This window comes from Mesorhizobium sp. WSM4849, from assembly GCF_055811385.1.
The window spans coordinates 72,884-91,615 of the sequence record NZ_JBVVPW010000017.1 but is presented as its reverse complement, the minus strand read 5'-3'; the positions used below and the strand labels follow the sequence as shown (position 1 = coordinate 91,615).

The following is an 18,732-nucleotide window of genomic DNA, read 5'->3' as shown; positions in this document are numbered from 1 at the left end:
AAATCTCACATTAATGTTGAGCACGATCTTATCCGAAAACCGGGTCCCCACTTTTCGGGATCGTGCTCCTTTGAGGCCCCGATGGCCAAGCGTCTACCTCCCCTGAATCCTTTGCGGGCCTTCGAGGCGACGGCGCGCCACGCCTCGCTGACCAAGGCCGCGGCTGAGCTCAACGTCACCCATGGCGCCATCAGCCACCAGATCAAGGCGCTCGAACAGTCGCTTGGCGTCAAGCTGTTCGAGCGCGCTGGTCAGCGGGTGAAGCTGACGCCGCACGGCGCCGAATTGCTGCCGGCGGTGTCGACCGCCTTCGACGGTATCGCCGCCGCCACGCAGCGCATGACGAGGCCGGCGAGCACCGGCGCCCTCTCGGTGTCCTGCGTGCCGGCGCTGCTGCTGTTGTGGATGATCCCGCGGCTCGGCAGCTTCACCTCGCAATATCCCGATATCAGGCTGACGCTGATCCCGTCCAACGACGCCAAGGACATCCGCGCGCCGCATATCGACGTCTGCGTGCACTATGGCGACGGCAGCTGGACCGATTGCTGGATGCGCAAATGGTCGGGTCTCGAACTGTTCCCGGTGGTCAGCCCGACGCTGATCAACAACCGTCCGATCCGCACCGTGCGCGATCTCGCCGACCACGTCTTCCTGCATGGCGACGACGGCCGTGAATGGCACACCTGGCTGGCGGCCGCCGATGCGCTGGATCTGGAGCGCGGCCGCCGCCACCATCTCGGCGATGCTCGCATGGCGACCGAGGCGGCGGTTCATGGCCACGGCGTGGCGCTTGGCGATACGGTGACCGCAAGCGGACTGCTCGCCAGGGGACTGCTTGTAGCGCCGTTCAGCCTGTCGGTGCCGGCGGTCGACGATTTCTACGTCGTCTGCCGCAACGAGATGAGGTCGGCGCCGATCGTGCAGCTGTTCATCGGCTGGCTGTTTGCCGAGAAAGAACAGGCCGACAGCCGCGCCGATGCGCCGGTGGCGGGCCGCATCGGCGCCCGCAGGAAGCGTCCGGCGCTGCGCGTGGTCGGCGCCAAGACTGTGTCCTGAGGCTGCAATTTGCCGAAGCTGCGTGCTTGCCGCAGGCTTTTCTTTTTGTCGGGCCAGCCCGCAAAGCGGGAGGCGTTTTCAAAAATTCAATGCTAAGAGGCATTCCGCAGGGAGCCAGCAGTGAAGGCGGCATCGAGACATGACTAAGACCGATATAGCGCGGCGCGTCTACAACCACACCTGGAAGCTCGACCCGATCGTCCGCAGCCTGCTTGACACCGATTTCTACAAGCTGCTGATGCTGCAGATGATCTGGGGCATGTATCCCGAGGTCGATGCCACCTTCTCACTGATCAACCGCACCACCTCGGTTCGCCTTGCCGAGGAGATCGACGAGGTGGAACTGCGTGATCAGCTCAACCATGCCCGCACCTTGCGCTTCTCGAAGAAAGAGATGATCTGGCTCGGCGGCAACACCTTCTATGGCCGCAAGCAGATTTTCGAACCGGAATTCCTTGCCTGGCTCGAAAATTTCCAGCTGCCCGAATACGAGCTTTCCAAGCGCGATGGCCAGTACGAATTGAGGTTCAGCGGCCCGTGGATGTACACGACGCTGTGGGAGATTCCGGCGCTGGCAATTATCAATGAACTTCGATCTCGCGCGGCCATGCGGGCGTTCGGGCCCTTCGCGCTCGACGTGCTCTATGCACGCGCCAAGGCCAAGATGTGGGCCAAGACCGAGCGGCTGAAAGCGCTGCCCGATATCCGCATTTCGGATTTCGGCACCCGCCGCCGCCATTCCTTCCTGTGGCAGCGCTGGTGCGTCGAAGCGCTCAAGGAAGGTATCGGCGAGGCTTTCACCGGTACGTCCAACGTGCTGCTCGCCATGGACAACGACCTCGAAGCGCTCGGCACCAACGCGCATGAACTGCCGATGGTGTTCGCCGCGCTCGCCAATTCGGAAAAGGAATTGAAACAGTCGCCCTACAAGGTGCTGCAGGACTGGCAGCGCTATTATGGCGGCAATTTGCTGATCGTGCTGCCGGACACCTTTGGCACCGCGGCGTTCCTGCGTGATGCGCCGGAGTGGATCGCCGACTGGACCGGTTTTCGCCCCGACAGCGCGCCACCGATCGAAGGCGGCGAAAAGATCCTTTCCTGGTGGCGCGAAAAGGGCAAGGACCCCAGGCAGAAGCTGCTCATCTTCTCCGACGGGCTCGAGGTCGAGACCATCGAGGAAACCTACCGCCATTTCCACGGCAAGGTGCGCATGTCCTTCGGCTGGGGCACCAACCTGACCAATGATTTCGAGGGCTGCGCGCCGACCAACACCAACCGGCTCGACGCCATCTCACTGGTCTGCAAGGTCACAGAGGCCAATGGCCGCCCGGCGGTAAAGCTCTCCGATAATCCAGCCAAGGCCACCGGTGACGAGAAAGAGATCGAGCGGTATCTGCGTTTATTTGGCGAGAAAGACCGCGTGGAGCAGCTGGTCAAGGTGTGAAGGCTGCGAATGGTTTCGCGTCGCCAAAAGGGAAATCTCGGATAGCGTGAGTTCCCGCCCACCCCCCTCTGTCCTGCCGGACATCTCCCCCGCAAGGGGGGAGATCGGCAGTTCGTTCGAACGGCGCCCTTCCTGCAACGTCGAAGATTGGCGAAAGCCGACATGCCAGCCAATCTCCCCCCTTGCGGGCGAGATGTCCGGCAGGACAGAGGGGGGTGCGAAGGATCACTGCGGGCGAGCATATTCTTTCTGGACGGGAGCTTTCATCTGTTCGGATTTCATCGCATCACCCACCCCCGCCTTCGCCCATGCCTCCGATCGCGGCCACGTCCTGCTTCTGCCCACCGGCTACTATGTCGCCGGCGGTGCGCTCGCGGTCGCCGCCAGTTTCCTTGTCCTGGGACTTCTGCCCTCAGACTTTCCTACCCGCTTCTGGCGGCGGCGTCTGCCGCTGTTCGCATTCGGCGACGGCGCACGGGCAACCGTCAGCCTGATATCCTTTGCCGGCTTCGCGATTCTCGTTGCGGCCGGCCTGTTCGGCAGCCGCGATCCGCTCTCCAACCCGCTGCCCCTAGCGATATGGACGCTGCTCTGGGTTGGGCTGGTCTTGCTGCAGGGGCTGCTCGGCAATCTCTGGTCGTGGCTGAACCCCTGGTACGGGCCTTGGCGTGTCATTTCCGGCCTGTTCGGCGCGCGCGAGACATGGCGCCCGCCCCCGTGGCTCGGCTGCTGGCCGGCCGTCGTGCTGTTCTTCACCTTCGCCTGGTTCGAACTGATCGACCCGGCGCCCGACGACCCGGCGCGGCTCGCCTGGGCTGCCGGCCTCTATTGGCTGCTGAGTTTTGCCGCCATGCTGGTGTTCGGCTACCGCGACTGGAGCCGGCGCGGCGAGTTCCTGACCGTCTTCCTCGCCATGATTGCGCGCTTCGCCCTCCTTGAGCGCAATGAAGGCAAGCGCAATGAAGGCGGGCGCAATGAAGGTGGCCGGCTCAGTCTGTGCTGGCCGGGCGCCAAGCTCAGCGATGCCGCGCCGCTGTCGCTCAGCGGCATTGCTTTCCTGCTGCTTGCGCTGTCGTCGGTCTCCTTCGACGGCCTGTCCAAAACCTTCTTCTGGTTCGGCCTGTTCGGCATCAATCCGCTGGAATTTCCGGGCCGCACGGCGGTGATCGGCATCGGCACCTTCGGGCTCGTGCTGACGTTCGTCCTGCTTGCGGCCGCGTTCATCCTTGCAATTGTCCTCGGCCAGCGTCTTGCCGGCAGCCCGCATTCCCTCGGTCAGGCTGCAGGGCTGCTGGTCTGGTCGATCGTGCCGATCGCGCTCGCCTATCATGTTGCGCACTATCTGACGGCGCTGCTCGTCGACGGCCAATACGCCATGGCTGCGCTTTCCGACCCGTTTGCGCTGGGCTGGAACCTGTTCGGCACCGCCGACATGCGGATCGAAGCCGGCGCGGCCGCCGGCGCCGGCTCGGCATGGTGGCTGTGGAATTTTCAGGCCGGCGTCATCATCGCCGGCCACGTGCTCGCCGTGCTCGTCGCGCATGGCCTCGCCTGGCGATTGCATCCGGTTCCCGCCCGCGCCGCGCTCAGCCAGTTTCCGCTCACCGTGCTGATGATCGCCTATACGGTCTTCGGCCTGTGGCTGCTTGCCACGCCGGCTGCCGGATGAGACAAAAAGCCCGCTTCGACGGCGTCGATTGATCCCTAGGGGAAAGCCCGCTTGCCACATCAGGGCTTTGATGATTTAGTTTGTACACATGCAATTTCGGCGCTCTTACCAAGAGTGGCCCGTCTCGCTACAGCCATTGGTCAAAACTCAAAAAACAAGGGGAACTGCCGTGACTGACAAGAATGGGTTTTTCGATCTCTCCAAGACCGGTCTCACCCGCCGCACGGCGCTCAAGGGGTTGGCCGCGGGCGCCGGTCTCGCCGTCGCGCCCGGGTTCGTGCGCTACAGCCAGGCGCAGAGCGCGGCGCCGATAAAGATCGGCTTCCAGTGCCACCGCACCGGCATTGGCGCCGCCTATGGCCGCTGGTACGACAGGACCACCGCCGCCGCGGTCAAGGCGATCAACGAAGCCGGCGGCATCAACGGCCGGCCCGTCGAGGTGATCATCGAGGATGACGGCACCGATCCCGGCCGCGGCGCCGAAGTGGTCGGCAAATTCGCCACCCAGCACAAGACCGACATCGTCTACGGCACGCTGTTTTCGCATGTCGTCATCGGCTCGGCGCCCGCCGCCGGCGAGGCCAAGATGCCCTATTTTGTCGTTAGCGAAGGCCACCACGTCGCCTCGACCAAGCTCAACCGCTACGTCTTCCAGCCCGGCATCACCGACGTGAAGAGCCAGATCCAGGCGATGGCGCCGTGGATCGCGGCGAATGCCGGCAAGAAGGTGACGCAGATATTCCCCGATTTCGCCTTCGGCTACGATCATCGCGACTACCTGCCGCCGGCGCTGAAGGCGCAGGGCGCCGAGGTCATCGCCCAGATCGCCATCCCGCCGACGGAATCGTCCTTCACCAAATACTTTCCGCAGATCCCGGCCGAAACCGAGGTGATCTACCACGTCATGGTCGGCCCGGCGGTGCTCACCTTCGTCAAGGAACTCGGCGAGTTCTACGGCTCCAACCGGCCGCAGCTGTTCGGCTTCATCGATTCGCTCGAAGCCACCGATATCAACAGCCCCGGCCTTGAATTCCTCGACGGCAGCCATTTCTGGGAGGGCTCGCCGCGCTATGCGCAGCCTGATGATTCCGCCGCGCAGAAGGCCTATCGCGCCGCCGTCGGCATCGACGACAATGGCGCTGCTGTCGGCGATCCGAAGGACGTCTCCACCGCCGCACACATGTTCGGCTGCTGGGAAACGCTCTATGTCGTCAAGAAGGCGATGGAGGATGCCGGCTACAAGGGTCCGGAAGACCGCGCCAAGCTGGTCGAGGCGACCGAGGCCTTGACCAAGTTCGCCGAAGGCCCCGAGCATCCGCAGGGGCCGAAGACCTTCAACGGCAAGATCCACCAGTGTTTTGGCATCCAGAACATCTCCAAGGTCGAAGGCGGCCGGCTGAACGTCGTCCACAAGACCAAGATCGAGGACGGCCTCTACGAGCCGGAAGGGGATTACACGACCCAGCCGCTGTGAGCTTGGTTCTTTAAGCACAGTGCGCTTCGCCCCACCCCCCTCTGTCCTGCCGGACATCTCCCCCTCAAGGGGGGAGATTGGCAATTCGTACGAAGGCGGCCACTCACTGTCTTTGGTGATTGGCGAAAGCAGTCATGACAGCCGATCTCCCCCCTTGAGGGGGAGATGGCCGGCAGGCCAGAGGGGGGTGCTTCGCGCATCCGCCGGTGCTTAACCGATGCACTTCGGACCTCATCTTCTCCTCGCCGCCCTCGAAGGCCTCGTCACCTCGGCGGTGCTGGCGCTGACGGCGCTTGGCCTGTCGCTGGTATTCGGCGTCATGCGTGTCGTCAATGTCGCCCATGGCGAGCTCTTCATGCTGGGTGCGGTGCTTGCCTGGGCGATCTCCACGGCGATATCGGGCCATCCGGCGCTCGGTTTTCTGGCGGCGCTGGTGCTGGCGCCGTTGATCGTCGGCCTGATCGCGCTGGTCGCCGAACGGCTGGTGCTGCGCCGGCTGAATTACAATCCGGAAGCCACCATCGTCGCAACCATCGGCATGCTCTACATCATCCAGCAACTGGCGCTGACCTTCTACGGTCCCGAGGCACGGCCGGTTGAGGCGCCCTTCAGCTACCGCATCCTTTTGCCGTGGTTCGGCTATTCCGGCTACAAGCTGTCGATCATCGCCGCGTCCGCGCTTCTGCTTGTCGCGACGTGGTTCGTGCTGACGCGTACGAAAATCGGCCTTGTCATGCGCGCCACGCAATACGACAGCGAGACGGCGCAGGCCTTCGGCATTCCGGTCGACCGCGTCTATGCCGGTGTCTTCGCGCTCGGCGCCATGCTGGCGGCGGTGGCCGCGGTGCTGATCGTGCCGATCAGCCAGGCGCATTATCTGATGGGGCAGGACCCGCTGCTGCTATCCTTCATCGTCGTCATAATCGGCGGGCTCGGCTCGCTGCGCGGCACCGTCGTCGCCGCCGTGCTCATCGGCCTGTCGGACGGCATCATCTCGGTGTTCTTCTCGCCGACGCTGGCCAAGATCATCGCCACGCTGCTGGTTGCGATGGTGCTGGTGTTCCGGCCGCAAGGTCTGTTCGGGACGGCATCGCGATGAAGGAGGCTTCACCGGCAAAAGCCTATGCGTTGCATCTGGGCGTCATCGCCGTGCTGTTCGCCCTAAGCTTCGTCCTGCCGGAATACCATCACGGCTTGCTCGCCCGCATCATGGTGCTGGCGGTCTTCGCCATGGGCTACAACATGCTGTTCGGTTATGTCGGGCTGCTCAGCCTCGGCCACGCCATGTTCTTTTCGGCCGGGCTCTATGGCGCCGGCCTTGCCGTCATCCATCTCGGCTGGAGCGTGCCGGCCGCCTTCGCCGCCGGGCTTGCCTGCGGTGCGCTTCTTGCGCTGGTGATCGGTCTGCTGGCGCTGCGCACTTCCGGCGTTGCCTTCATGATCGTCACCATGATGTTCGCGCAGGTGTTCTATCTCATAATCCTCTATCTCGCCTCCTGGACCGGCGGCGATCAGGGCCTGGTCGTGCCACAGTCGGCGCGTGTGCTTGTTTTGGGCAGCACGTCGCTCGGCCTCACCAATCCGACCGTGCGCTACATGAGCGCACTCGTCCTGTTCTCGATCGTGCTGCTGGTGACGCTCGCCGTCGTCCGCTCCAGGTATGGCCGTGTGCTGGTCGCCATCCGCGAAAACGAGGAGCGGACCAAAATGCTCGGCTACGACACGTTTTCCAACAAGCTCGCCGCGGTCGTCGTCTCCGGCACCATCTGCGCGGCTTCGGGCGCCGCCTATGCGCTGCTGTTCGGCTATGTCGGCTCGACTTTCGCCTCGGTGCAATATTCCATCCTGCCGCTGCTCTGGGTGCTGCTCGGTGGTGCTGCCACCACGCTCGGTCCGTTGATAGGCACGCTGTTCATGTACTATGTCGTCGACGTCACCAGCGGCTACACCTCGGCCTATCTGCTGATCGTCGGCATCGCCCTCATCCTGCTGGTGCTGTTCTTCCCCAGGGGCATCCTCGGCACCATCCGCCAGCGCTGGCTCGGATGGCTGCCATGATGCCGCTGCTGACGACCAAGGGCCTGTCCCGCAATTTCGGCGGCCTGCGCGCCGTCGACGGCGTCGACTTCGCCCTCATGCCGGGCGAGATTCGCGCCGTCATCGGCCCCAATGGCGCCGGCAAGACCACCTTCGTCAGTCTGGTCAGCGGCCGCATCCAGCCGTCGTCGGGCATGATCGTCTTCGACGGCGCCGACATTACCAACCTGCCGGCCTACGCCAGGGTCCGCCTCGGCATCGCCTACACCTTCCAGATCACCAGCGTCTTTGCCAATCTCACCGCCTACGACAACGTCGCGCTGCCGGTGCAGCGCACGCTGACCGATGGCCGCTCGAAAGGCGCCGTGCATGTCGGCGTCATGACGGCGCTTGAGCGCACCGGCCTTGCCGACCGCGCCCACATGCCGGCCGGGCAATTGTCCTATGGCCATCAGCGCCTGCTCGAAGTGGCGATGGGGTTGGCGCTAAAACCGCGCCTGCTGATCCTCGACGAGCCGACGCAGGGGCTGGCCGACAGCGAGATCGACAATTTCATCGGGCTGGTGCGCGAGATCGCCAAAAGCGCCACCGTGCTTCTAATCGAACACAACATGCCGGTGGTCATGCAGCTTGTCGACCGCATCACCGTCTTCAACGCCGGCAAGATCTTGGCCGAAGGCACGCCCGAGCAGGTCCGCGCCAATGGCGAGGTGCAGGACGCCTACCTGGGGACGACCCCATGACTCAACCACGGGCTGAAGCTCTGACCATCTCCGGGCTCGACTGCTTCTACGGCGAGGTCCAGGTGCTCTACGGCCTCGACCTCGTGCTGCACAAGGGCGAGGTGCTTTGCCTGTTCGGCCGCAACGGCGCCGGCAAGACGACGACGCTGAAGGCGATCATGGGCCTCGTTCCCTCACGCGCCGGCTCGATCAGGCTCGACGGCAAGGAGTTGACCGGCCTGCCGGCGCATGACGTGCCGAAGGCGGGCGTCGCCTATGTGCCGCAGGGCCGGCGGCTGTTCGCCGAGATGACGGTGGCGGAAAACATCGAGATCGGCCTGATGGCGCGCGGCAAGGGCAAGACGACGCGCGAAAACGTGCTCGACCTTTTCCCGCTGCTGCGCCAGCGGCTGAGACAACGCTCCGGCACGCTGTCAGGCGGCGAGCAGCAGATGCTGGCCATGGCGCGGGCCCTGTGCCTCGAGCCGCAGGTGCTTCTGCTCGACGAGCCGACCGAAGGGCTGATGCCGTCGATGATCGCCAGGATCCGCGAGACGGTGTCGAAGCTGCGCGACCTTGGTGTCTCGACGATCCTGGTCGAGCAGCGCGTCGATGCCGTGCTGTCCGTCGCCGACCGTGTCTCGTTCATCGAGAACGGCCGCAACCGCGAGACCGTCGATGTCGAGGAGCTCCGCGCCGATCCGTCGGCGGTCCGCCGCTATGTCGGCGTCGGCTGATCAGCCAAGGAACAGAAAACCCGCGATCTGGAATATCGGGATCAGCACCGCGCCCGACCACGCCATGTAGCCGAAGAAGCCCGGCATTTTCACGCCGCGATGCCTGGCAATGGCGTAGACCATGAAGTTCGGTGCATTGCCGATATAGGTGTTGGCGCCCATGAACACTGCGCCGGTCGAGATCGCCGCCAGCGTCGAGGCGAAGGTGGTCATTAGATGCTGCGGATCGCCGCCGGCGAGCTCGAAGAACACCAGATAGGTCGGCGCATTGTCGAGGAAGGACGACAGCGCTCCGGTCATCCAGAAATAGACAAGGTCGTTTGGCTCGCCCGTGGGCGAACTGACAAGCGAGACCAGCGGCGCCAGCGCGCCGTCGGCACCGGCCCTGAGAATGGCGATGACCGGCACGATGCAGATGAAGATGCCGGCGAACAGTTTCGCCACCTCGGCGATCGGCTCCCAGTGGAAGTTGTTCGCCTGCCTGTGACTCTTGCGCGAGACGCCGAGCGAAAGGAAGGCAAGCGCCAGGATGATCGCGTCGCGCACGAGGTTCTGCAATTCAAGGCTCACGCCCTGGACGGAGAAAGCCACGCCTGGCTTCCAGGTCGCGGAAAGCAGGATCGCGCCGATCACTCCGGCCAGCAGCGGGACGTTGGGCAGGCCTCGAATGCGCACCTTCGTGTCCGGTGTCGGATCTTTGATCTTCGGCGCACCAGCCTCGCGGTGATGCAGGATGATGTCCATGGCCAGGAAGACCGCGAGCACCAGGCCGCCGACGAACAGTGTCTCCTGATAGAGGTTGGTGGTGGTCCAGAAGAAATCGATGCCGCGCAGGAAGCCGACGAACAGCGGCGGGTCGCCGAGCGGCGTTAGCGAGCCGCCGATGTTGGACACCAGGAAAATGAAGAAGATGACGACATGGGCGTTGAACCGCCGGTTGTCGTTGGCGCGCAGGATCGGCCGGATCAGGATCATCGAGGCGCCGGTCGTGCCGATGACCGAGGCGAGCATCGCCCCGATCAGCAGCAGTCCGGCATTCACCAGCGGCGTGCCGTGAATGTTGCCGGCGACGAGGATGCCGCCCGAAATGGTGAACAGCGCAAACAGAAGAATGATGAACGACATATATTCGGTGAGCAGCGCATGCAGCACCGCCTCCGTGGCCGAAGGCATGCCGAATGCAACCGCCAGCGGCACGACCGCAAGGGCGGCCCAGAAGAAGGTGATCTTGCCGTAGTTATGCTCCCAGACATGGTGGAAGAGCAAAGGCCCAGTGGCGATCGACAGAAGCAGGCCAGCAAAGGGCAGCGCCCACCACAGCGACATTGTTTCGCCCGGCAACTCGTGGGCCTCGGCTGCGAGCGCTATTCCTGGAAACAGGGTTGCGACTGCCACCACAGCGCCCGCCGTCAAAGCCGCCGCAAACCGCATAAAGCCCCCTCTGGAAGTGTGTCGAATGCGATTGGTGATGTTCAAGCCAGCGTCACGCCGGCATCGCGCATTCGGTTCAGCATCGTCTCGACGGAGCCATTGAGATCGATGCCGCGGCAGGCGTCGAGCCGCACTGTTGTGTGAAAGCCGTGCTTGACCGCGTCGAGCGCCGAGAAGGCGACGCAATAATCGGTCGCCAGGCCGACCAGGGTCAACGTGTCGATGCCGCGCTCCTGGAGATAGCCGGCAAGGCCAGTCGGCGTCGCATGGTCGTTCTCGAAGAAAGCCGAATAACTGTCGATCTCCGGGCGGAAGCCCTTGCGGATCACCAGTTCGGCCTTGGTCCAGGCAAGGCCCGAATGGAAATCCGAACCCAGGCTGCCCTGGATGCAGTGGTCCGGCCACAGCGTCTGCTGGCCGTAAGGCATGCCAATCGTTTCGAACGGCTGCTTGCCGGGATGACTGGAGGCAAAGCTCGAATGGCCGGCGGGATGCCAGTCCTGCGTCAGCACGACATGCTCGGTCCGCCGGATCAGATCGTTGACCAGTGGCACGATCTCGTCGCCGCCGGTCACCGCCAGCGCGCCGCCTGGGCAGAAATCGTTCTGCAGGTCGATGATAACAAGCGCTTCGTCGGCCATGGAGCCTCCCTCTTGTTTGTCCCGGAGGCATGAAGTCTGCCGAAACGTGGAATCCGGTGTTCGAACCCACCGAAAAATGCCGCTGACGCAACGGATGCAGAAACTTGACCAGATGGCCGGCTGCGTCAACTCCAACGGCGTAACAAATGCGTGCCGTCGCGCCGATGCCGGCGCTGGCGCAAAACTCTGGCTTTGACAATTCCTGCCGGCTTGATATCATTTGCATACGAATGAATTTGACCGGTTCGGACGCCGGAAAGGCTCCGTCGGGAAGCCCCTTTCGAGGAGGCCCATTATTCTGGGAAGGCAAAGCGTGATCCGTTACGCGAAACCCACCACCATAGACGAGGCGCTCGCTTTGCTTGGCGAGGCTCCGTGGCGCATTCTTGCCGGCGGCACCGATTTCTATCCGACGCAAGGAGCCACGCCTTTCCGCGAAAATGTCCTCGACATCAACGGTCTCGCAATGCTGCGCGGTATCGCCGAAACCGAGGTCCATTGGGTTATCGGTGCGCGCACGACCTGGACCGATCTTGTCCGTCATCCGCTGCCGGCGGCTTTCGATGCGCTGAAGCAGGCGGCGCGAGAAGTCGGCTCCGTGCAGATCCAGAACGTCGCCTCCATCGCCGGCAATCTCTGCAATGCCTCTCCGGCCGCCGACGGCGTGCCGGCGCTGCTCGTCCTCGACGCCGAGGTCGAACTGCGCACGGTTGCGATGGTCCGCCATCTGCCGCTGGAAAAATTCATCCTGGGAAACCGCCGCACAGAACTGCAGCCGGGCGAAATGGTCACCGCCATCCGCGTGCCGAAAAACGCGGCCACCGGCACGTCGGCTTTCGTGAAGCTCGGCGCGCGTCGCTATCTCGTCATTTCGATAGCCATGGCGGCGGCCCGCTTGACCATTGAGGATGGCCTCGTCGGCAACGCTGCCGTCGCCGTCGGGTCCTGTTCGGTTGTCGCCAAGCGTCTCTCGGGCGTCGAAGCAGCCTTGCGCGGCCTCCCGGTTGACCACGCCCTCGCCACTGCGATCCAGTCTGCACCGATGGACGAGTTGTCGCCGATCGGCGATGTGCGCGGCAGCGCCGAATACCGGCTGGACGCCGCGCGCGAGATTGTCGCCCGCGCCGTTCTCGGTGCCGCGGGTCACGCGTTGAATGACAAGGCGGTGGCCGCATGAGCAAAGCGCAGCCTGGCATGACCAAAGCTCAGCCTGGCATGAGCATGGCTCAGCCTGGCATGAGCATGGAACGCGTCGACATCATCTTCGAGGTCAACGGCGCCGCCGTTTCTGTCTGCGTGCCGCCGGTTCGCCGTCTCTCTTCGGTGCTGCGCGACGAATTGCGCCTGACCGGCACCAAGATCGGCTGCGACGCCGGCGACTGCGGCGCCTGCACGGTGCTCGTCGACGGCGAACCCGTCTGCGCCTGCCTCATGTCAGCGGCTTCTGCCGCTGGTACCGTGGTGACGACGGTCGAGGGTCTCGCAAACGGCAGATTGTCGGCGCTGCAAGCCTCATTCCTCGATCATGGCGCGGCGCAGTGCGGCATCTGCACCCCCGGCCTGCTGGTCGCGGCAACCGCACTTCTGGACCGCAAACCCAATCCAACCGAGGCTGAAACCCAGGATGCGCTGGGCGGCGTCCTCTGCCGCTGCACGGGTTACCGGAAGATCGTTGCGGCCGTGATGGATGCGTCGCGCCATGCCGATGGCCTCGACCATCGCATGCCGCAGTCCGGCCACGCCGTCGGTTCCTCTCCGATCAGGCTCGACGGCCTGCCGAAAGTTACCGGCGGCGAAAAATTCGGCGGCGATTCCTTCCCGGCCGACGCGCTGGCGGTGCTGGTGGTTCGCTCGCCGCATTATCACGCCCGCTTCGCCTTCGGCGATCTCGACGCCTGGGTGAAAGTCCATCCCGGCATCGTCGGCGTCTTCACCGCTGCCGACATTCCGGGAAAGAACTGCTTCGGCGTCATTGCGCCTTTTGCCGACCAGCCGGCGCTGGCTGAAGGTTTTTCGCGCTTTCGTGGCGAGGCGGTGGCGCTGGTTGCCGGCGAGCGCGAGGCCATCCTCGATCTCGATCTTTCGGATTTTCCTGTTCGTTGGACCGAGATGCCGCACCTTCTGCAGCCTTGCGAGGCGCAGGCCGGCGGCGTGCAGCTGATCCACGAGAACCGGCCGACAAACCTGCTCACATCAGGCTTTGTCGAGCGCGGCGACCCGGAGGCCGCCCTTGCCGGCGCTGCCTTCATCGTTTCGGGCGCCATCGACACGTCCTATGTCGAGCACGCTTACATCGAGCCTGAGGCCGGCTATGCCTATATGGACGACGGTACGCTCGTCGTCGTCGCCTGCACGCAGGCGCCCTACATGGACCGCGACGACGTGGCCAAGGTGCTTGGCCTTGCCGTCGACAAGGTGCGGATCGTGCCGACCGCCACCGGCGGCGGTTTTGGCTCCAAGCTCGACGTTTCGTTGCAGCCGCTGATCGGTCTGGTCGCGATCAAGACCGGGCGGCCGGCGGCACTCGCTTATACCCGTCATGAATCGATGATCTCGACCACCAAGCGTCATCCCGCCGAGATGACGGCGACCATCGGCGCCGATGCCGATGGCCGCATCACCGGCATGGTCTTTGCCGGCGATTTCAACACCGGCGCCTATGCGAGCTGGGGACCGACCGTCGCCAACCGCGTACCGGTGCATGCCTCCGGTCCCTATGCGACGCCGAACTATCGCGCAGAGGGCCGCGCCATTCACACAAATGGCCCGATCTCCGGCGCCTTCCGCGGTTTCGGCGTGCCGCAGGCGACGATCATGCAGGAAACGCTCTACGACGAGCTGGCCGAAAAGCTTGGGCTGGATCGGCTCGATTTTCGCGTTAGGAACTGCCTTCGTAACGGCTCCGAAACGGTTACCGGCCAGAAGCTGGAAGCGGGCGTCGGCATTGCCGAGTGCCTTGAAGCGCTGCGGCCGCATTGGATGCGTGCGCTTGTCGATGCCGATACATTCAACAGTGCCAATGACAGCAGGAGACGCGGGGTCGGTGTCGCCTCCTGCTGGTATGGCTGTGGCAATACCTCGCTGCCCAATCCGTCGACCATCAGGGTCGGCATCTCCGCCTCTGGCGATGTCGTCCTGCATCAGGGCGCAGTCGATATCGGGCAAGGCTCGAACACGGTCATCACCCAGATCTGCGCCGACGCGCTTGGCTTGCCGCTGGAAAAATTCCGGCTGAAAAGCGCCGACACGGCGATCACGCCGGACGCCGGCAAGACGTCCGCCTCGCGCCAGACCTTCGTGACCGGCAAGGCCGCCGAAAAAGCCGGCCGCGCCTTGCGCGAGACTATGCTGCGCTTCGCCAATGTGTCGGAGAAAGCCGCGATCGCTCTCGATGGCACAAGCCTGGTCATCCGCGAGGGCGAAGCGACGCGGCATATCGATTTGTCCACGCTGAAGGCCGATGCCGATGGCTTCGTGTTCCGCGCCGAGGAAAGCTATGATCCGCCGACGCTGCCGCTCGACGCCAAGGGTCAGGGCAAGCCCTATGCCGTTTACGGCTACGGCGCGCAGATCGCCGAACTGGAGGTCGACCTCAAGCTCGGCACGGTGAAGCTGATCAAGATCACCGCAGCGCATGATGTCGGCAAGGCGATCAATCCGCTGCTCGCCGAGGGCCAGATCGAGGGCGGCATCGCGCAAGGCATCGGCATGGCGCTGATGGAGGAGTACATCCCCGGCCGCACCGAGAATTTGCACGATTACCTGATCCCGACGATAGGCGACGTGCCGCCGATCGAGACCATCCTGATCGAAGTTCCGGATCCGGAAGGACCCTTTGGCGCCAAGGGTCTGGGCGAACATGTGCTGATCCCGACGGCGCCGGCGATCCTCAATGCCATCCGCCATGCCACCGGCGTCCTGGTCACCAAAATTCCGGCGACGCCGAGCCGCATCCGCGCCGCGATTCGCGACAAGGAGGCACGCCGATGAGCGAGCTTGCCGAACGCTTCGAGACGCATGACCCCGGCGAGAAGCAAGTGGCGGAGAAGATCCGCTGCGATGCCTGCCCGGTCATGTGCTACATATCAGATGGCCGCACCGGCGCCTGTGATCGCTACGGCAACGTCGGCGGCAGGATCGTGCGGATGGATCCGCTGACCATCCTCGACCACGCGACCGAGGCCGGCGGCGCGGTCGTGCCGTTTGTCGCCGAGGGCGAAGAATGGGACGGCGAACTGGTCAACACCGGCCGCCGCTTCGTCACCGCGATCGGCGCCGGCACCACCTATCCCGACTACAAGCCGGCGCCTTTCATCGTCAGCCAGGAGGTCGAAGGCGTCGATCTCGTCACCGTCGTTACCGAGGGCATCTTCTCCTACTGCGGCGTCAAGGTGAAGATCGATACCGACCGTCATATCGGCCCCGAAACGGCGACGGTCCGCTCGGCGGGCGAGGCGATCGGCCATGTCACGACAGGCGAATACGGCTCGCAGATGCTGTCGCTGGGCGGCGTGCATCATCTGACCGGCGGCTCCAAGGCCGAAGGTCGCGCCACCTGCGATGCGCTGCTCAATCTATGCAACCGCAAGCCGGTCGAGCTCGCTATCGACGGCGGCGCTGTGGTCATCGTCGAAGCCGGCAAGCCGCCGGTCATCGACGGCAAGCTCGAACATCGAATGCGCGTCGGCTGCGGCTCTGCCACCATCGGCATGTTCGCCACCCAGTGGCGCGGCCTGGTCGACGAGGTGGTGGTGGTCGACGACCACATCACCGGCGTCGTCTCCGAGCATCAGGCGGGCAAGGTGCTCGGCTGGCAGGACACGGGGATAAAAATCGTCGGCCGCCGTTCGACGCCGGGCCGCTATTTCAAGGTGTCAGAGCCGGGCCTCGGCTGGGGCGGCACCAGCGTTTCCGATCCGCTGTCGATCCTTGGCGAATGGAATGCGAAGAAGGGCGCGCGTCCCGGCCTGTCGCTGCTTATGGTCTCGACCACCGGCGAGCAGTTCGCCTATTACGAGCTCGACGACGCGTTGAAGCCGGTGCAGAAACCATTCCCCGAGCGGCTGCAGAAATCCGTCGGCCTGATCGAGGAGAATTGCGAGCCGGCGCTATGCACCGTGCTGTTCGTCGGCGGTGCCGGCGGCTCGCTGCGCGCCGGGGTCACCGAGAATCCGGTCAATCTGACCCGCTCGGTGCAGGGCCTGACGACTTATGTGACGGTCGGCGGCGCGCCGGTCTATGTCTGGCCGGGCGGCGGCATCACGCTGATGGTCGATGTCACCCGCGTGCCGGAAGGCGCCTTCGGCTATGTGCCGACGCCGGCGCTGGTGGCGCCGATCGAGTTCACCCTGCGCCGCGACGATTATATCAGGCTCGGCGGCTACGAAGCCGAGATCCGCAGCGTTGACGACATTCTGGCCAAAGGTGGCGAGTATCTCAACCCGCGCCGCGGCACGGCTGCGCCGGCCCGCAATCCGTGGCCGCCGCTGGCGCAGTTGCGGCGTGCAGCCGGCAACGGGGTCGGGTGATGAACGGGCCGCAGGTACGTTGGCTTGAGGACGGCAGGCGGCTGCATCTCAATCATGGCCCGATCGACCTGATCATCGAGGCATTTGGCGATGCGGACGAATGCCGCGCCGCCTATGGCCAGGCGGTGGCGCGGTTTCAAACAATCCTGCAGGAGCTCGTCGACGAATTGCCAGAACTGCGCCGCCCGGCCTCGTCGCGACCACGTGCTTTCGCTGGCCCGACGGCGCGACGCATGGAGTCGGCGGTTGTTCCGCTGGCGAAACAATTCATCACGCCGATGGCCGCGGTCGCCGGTTCGGTAGCCGACGAAATGCTTGGTGCGGTGCTGGCTGGCCGCCGGCTCGATCGCGCCTACGTCAACAATGGCGGCGACAGCGCGATCCATCTCGGCAACGGCCGGTCCATGACCGTCGCCATTGCCGGGACGGGCCACGGACTGGCAGACCGGATCACGATCCGTGCCGAAGACGGGATCCGCGGCATCGCGACAAGCGGCTGGCGCGGCCGTTCCTTTTCGCTCGGCATCGCCGACGCTGTTACCGTACTGGCGCGGACCGGTGCTGAAGCCGATGCCGCCGCGACCCTGATCGCCAATGCCGTCGACCTGCCCGGGCATCCTGCCATCGAGCGTGTGCCGGCGCGCGATCTGGCGCCCGACAGCGACCTTGGCGATCGATTGGTCACCCAAGCCGTCGGCGCGCTTTCATCAGGCGAAATAGCCGCCGCGCTCGACAGTGGGATCGCTGTCGCCGAAGATTTTCGGCGACATGGCTTGATTGCCGCTTCAGCCTTGTTCCTTGCCGATCAGGCACGGATCGCCGGTCCCATGGCGCTCGTTGCGCCCAACGAGAAATCAAGGAAGGAAATTGCCCATGCCTGAGTTTGCGATCCGCAAGGTTGCGGTGCTGACCGAAGAGATATTTCACGAGGGCGGGCCGGTGGCGAAGGTGCCGCGCCGCCGCGCCGCGGCCATGGCGGTGGTGAAGAACCCGTTCGCCGGCCGTTACGTGGAAGACCTCCAGAGCGCCATGGACGACCTGAAGCCGCTCGGGCTGCTGCTCTCCGACAAGCTCATTGCCGCATTGGGCGGCGACGTGAAGCAGATCGACGGCTTCGGCAAGGGCGCCATCGTCGGCATAGCCGGCGAGCTGGAGCATGGCGCGCTGTGGCATGTGCCTGGCGGCTATGCCATGCGCGAGCGGCTCGGCGACGCCAAGGCGATCGTGCCATCGGCAAAGAAGGTCGGCGCGTTCGGCTCGCGGCTCGACGTGCCGCTCGGCCATATCAACGCCGCCTATGTGCGCAGTCATTTCGATGCCATTGAGCTCGGCATTAGCGACGGGCCTCGTCCCGACGAGATCCTGTTCTGCCTCGCCATGACCTGCGGCCCGCGCGTGCACGACCGCATGGGCGGACTCGCGGCAAAAGACATCAAGGCGTGGGACGGACTGCGGTGAGTGCCGAAGACATCAAGCTCAAGCTGGTCGAGGCAGAGGAGCCTGACGAAAACGATTACCGCTTGCAGGAGCAGGTCGGCTTCATCCTGCGCAAGGCGCACCAGCGCCATGTCTCGATCTTCGCCGCGCACATTGCCGACCTGACACCGCCGCAATTCGCCGCCCTGGCCAAATTGCACGATGTCGGCGAGACCTCGCAGAACCAGCTTGGCAGCCTGATCGCCATGGACGCCGCGACGGTGAAAGGTGTCATCGACCGGCTCAAGGCGCGCGGCCTGGTCGAGCTTTCCAAGCATGAGGTCGACAAACGGCGCCTGCTGGTCAATCTGACCGCTGAAGGCCGCAATGCCGTCGAGCGGCTGATCCCGATCGCCCGCGAGATCACCGAGGAAACGCTGGCGCCGCTTTCGGCCAAGGAGGCCGCGATTTTCATGAGGCTTTTGGCCAAGCTGGCGTGAGCGCGGCCTTGGTCAGCGCTGCCCCTCACCTGCCTGCCGGCATCCTCTCCCCCGTAGAACGGGGAGAGGGGCGCCGT

Annotated in this window: 16 protein-coding genes; 14 read left to right on the top strand and 2 right to left on the bottom strand. The window is 64.4% G+C overall.

Features of this window, described 5'->3' with window-relative positions:
* The first annotated feature begins 81 nt into the window (after positions 1-81).
* The 8 genes from gcvA to AC0L3L_RS20315 all read left to right on the top strand — a co-directional run bounded on the left by gcvA (position 82) and on the right by AC0L3L_RS20315 (position 9,139).
* Positions 82-1,056 (top strand): transcriptional regulator GcvA, encoded by a 975-nt coding sequence (gene gcvA, locus AC0L3L_RS20350; RefSeq protein ID WP_473638884.1) that lies wholly within the window; start codon positions 82-84, stop codon positions 1,054-1,056.
* Positions 1,057-1,195: 139 nt separating this feature from the next.
* Positions 1,196-2,500 carry a nicotinate phosphoribosyltransferase gene (pncB, locus tag AC0L3L_RS20345; protein ID WP_473488399.1) on the top strand — a complete coding sequence of 435 codons (1,305 nt, stop codon included), beginning with the start codon at positions 1,196-1,198 and terminating at the stop codon, positions 2,498-2,500.
* Between the two features lie 193 nt (positions 2,501-2,693).
* A complete protein-coding gene (locus AC0L3L_RS20340; RefSeq protein ID WP_473638883.1) occupies positions 2,694-4,169 on the top strand; it encodes a hypothetical protein in 1,476 nt (491 codons plus the stop codon).
* A gap of 169 nt (positions 4,170-4,338) precedes the next feature.
* On the top strand, positions 4,339-5,643 hold the full coding sequence (locus AC0L3L_RS20335; RefSeq protein WP_473638882.1) for an ABC transporter substrate-binding protein: 1,305 nt from the start codon (positions 4,339-4,341) through the stop codon (positions 5,641-5,643).
* A 217-nt stretch (positions 5,644-5,860) separates the two neighbouring features.
* Positions 5,861-6,742, top strand: coding sequence for a branched-chain amino acid ABC transporter permease (locus AC0L3L_RS20330; RefSeq protein WP_095491192.1), 882 nt, complete (start codon positions 5,861-5,863; stop codon positions 6,740-6,742).
* Entirely contained in the window at positions 6,739-7,701 is a 963-nt protein-coding gene (locus tag AC0L3L_RS20325) for a branched-chain amino acid ABC transporter permease (RefSeq protein WP_473638881.1), read from the top strand. The genes AC0L3L_RS20330 and AC0L3L_RS20325 overlap by 4 nt, the downstream gene beginning before the upstream one ends.
* Positions 7,698-8,423, top strand: coding sequence for an ABC transporter ATP-binding protein (locus tag AC0L3L_RS20320; RefSeq protein ID WP_473638880.1), 726 nt, complete (start codon positions 7,698-7,700; stop codon positions 8,421-8,423). Before AC0L3L_RS20325 ends, AC0L3L_RS20320 begins: the two co-directional genes overlap by 4 nt.
* Entirely contained in the window at positions 8,420-9,139 is a 720-nt protein-coding gene (locus AC0L3L_RS20315; RefSeq protein WP_473488404.1) for an ABC transporter ATP-binding protein, read from the top strand. The genes AC0L3L_RS20320 and AC0L3L_RS20315 overlap by 4 nt, the downstream gene beginning before the upstream one ends.
* Here the strand turns inward: AC0L3L_RS20315 and AC0L3L_RS20310 are convergent, their stop codons facing one another.
* Complete coding sequence (locus tag AC0L3L_RS20310; protein WP_473638879.1) at positions 9,140-10,570, bottom strand: sodium:proton antiporter; 1,431 nt, start codon at positions 10,568-10,570, stop codon at positions 9,140-9,142. It abuts the gene before it with no gap.
* A 41-nt stretch (positions 10,571-10,611) separates the two neighbouring features.
* Entirely contained in the window at positions 10,612-11,211 is a 600-nt protein-coding gene (gene pncA, locus AC0L3L_RS20305) for a bifunctional nicotinamidase/pyrazinamidase (protein ID WP_473488406.1), read from the bottom strand.
* 313 nt (positions 11,212-11,524) lie between these two features.
* Here pncA and AC0L3L_RS20300 point away from each other — a divergent pair, with 313 nt between their 5' ends.
* The 6 genes from AC0L3L_RS20300 to AC0L3L_RS20275 are packed head-to-tail and all read left to right on the top strand — an operon-like array spanning position 11,525 to position 18,655.
* Positions 11,525-12,388 carry an FAD binding domain-containing protein gene (locus AC0L3L_RS20300; protein WP_473527036.1) on the top strand — a complete coding sequence of 288 codons (864 nt, stop codon included), beginning with the start codon at positions 11,525-11,527 and terminating at the stop codon, positions 12,386-12,388.
* 38 nt (positions 12,389-12,426) lie between these two features.
* Complete coding sequence (locus AC0L3L_RS20295) at positions 12,427-15,201, top strand: molybdopterin-dependent oxidoreductase (RefSeq protein WP_473638929.1); 2,775 nt, start codon at positions 12,427-12,429, stop codon at positions 15,199-15,201.
* Entirely contained in the window at positions 15,198-16,739 is a 1,542-nt protein-coding gene (locus tag AC0L3L_RS20290; RefSeq protein ID WP_473638878.1) for a 6-hydroxynicotinate reductase, read from the top strand. Before AC0L3L_RS20295 ends, AC0L3L_RS20290 begins: the two co-directional genes overlap by 4 nt.
* On the top strand, positions 16,739-17,620 hold the full coding sequence (locus AC0L3L_RS20285; RefSeq protein ID WP_473638877.1) for a UPF0280 family protein: 882 nt from the start codon (positions 16,739-16,741) through the stop codon (positions 17,618-17,620). Before AC0L3L_RS20290 ends, AC0L3L_RS20285 begins: the two co-directional genes overlap by 1 nt.
* Complete coding sequence (locus tag AC0L3L_RS20280) at positions 17,613-18,197, top strand: amino acid synthesis family protein (protein ID WP_473638876.1); 585 nt, start codon at positions 17,613-17,615, stop codon at positions 18,195-18,197. The genes AC0L3L_RS20285 and AC0L3L_RS20280 overlap by 8 nt, the downstream gene beginning before the upstream one ends.
* Positions 18,194-18,655 carry a MarR family winged helix-turn-helix transcriptional regulator gene (locus tag AC0L3L_RS20275; protein WP_095491183.1) on the top strand — a complete coding sequence of 154 codons (462 nt, stop codon included), beginning with the start codon at positions 18,194-18,196 and terminating at the stop codon, positions 18,653-18,655. The genes AC0L3L_RS20280 and AC0L3L_RS20275 overlap by 4 nt, the downstream gene beginning before the upstream one ends.
* The last annotated feature ends 77 nt before the right edge of the window (positions 18,656-18,732 follow it).

Coding starts and splice junctions, on each gene's coding strand:
- AC0L3L_RS20290 (WP_473638878.1), top strand. CDS start 15,198: ATGAGCGAGCTTGCCGAACGCTTCGAGACGCATGACCCCGGCGAGAAG.
- pncB (WP_473488399.1), top strand. CDS start 1,196: ATGACTAAGACCGATATAGCGCGGCGCGTCTACAACCACACCTGGAAG.
- AC0L3L_RS20320 (WP_473638880.1), top strand. CDS start 7,698: ATGATGCCGCTGCTGACGACCAAGGGCCTGTCCCGCAATTTCGGCGGC.
- AC0L3L_RS20295 (WP_473638929.1), top strand. CDS start 12,427: ATGAGCATGGCTCAGCCTGGCATGAGCATGGAACGCGTCGACATCATC.
- AC0L3L_RS20325 (WP_473638881.1), top strand. CDS start 6,739: ATGAAGGAGGCTTCACCGGCAAAAGCCTATGCGTTGCATCTGGGCGTC.
- pncA (WP_473488406.1), bottom strand. CDS start 11,211: ATGGCCGACGAAGCGCTTGTTATCATCGACCTGCAGAACGATTTCTGC.
- AC0L3L_RS20340 (WP_473638883.1), top strand. CDS start 2,694: ATGTCCGGCAGGACAGAGGGGGGTGCGAAGGATCACTGCGGGCGAGCA.
- gcvA (WP_473638884.1), top strand. CDS start 82: ATGGCCAAGCGTCTACCTCCCCTGAATCCTTTGCGGGCCTTCGAGGCG.
- AC0L3L_RS20315 (WP_473488404.1), top strand. CDS start 8,420: ATGACTCAACCACGGGCTGAAGCTCTGACCATCTCCGGGCTCGACTGC.
- AC0L3L_RS20310 (WP_473638879.1), bottom strand. CDS start 10,570: ATGCGGTTTGCGGCGGCTTTGACGGCGGGCGCTGTGGTGGCAGTCGCA.
- AC0L3L_RS20285 (WP_473638877.1), top strand. CDS start 16,739: ATGAACGGGCCGCAGGTACGTTGGCTTGAGGACGGCAGGCGGCTGCAT.
- AC0L3L_RS20330 (WP_095491192.1), top strand. CDS start 5,861: ATGCACTTCGGACCTCATCTTCTCCTCGCCGCCCTCGAAGGCCTCGTC.
- AC0L3L_RS20280 (WP_473638876.1), top strand. CDS start 17,613: ATGCCTGAGTTTGCGATCCGCAAGGTTGCGGTGCTGACCGAAGAGATA.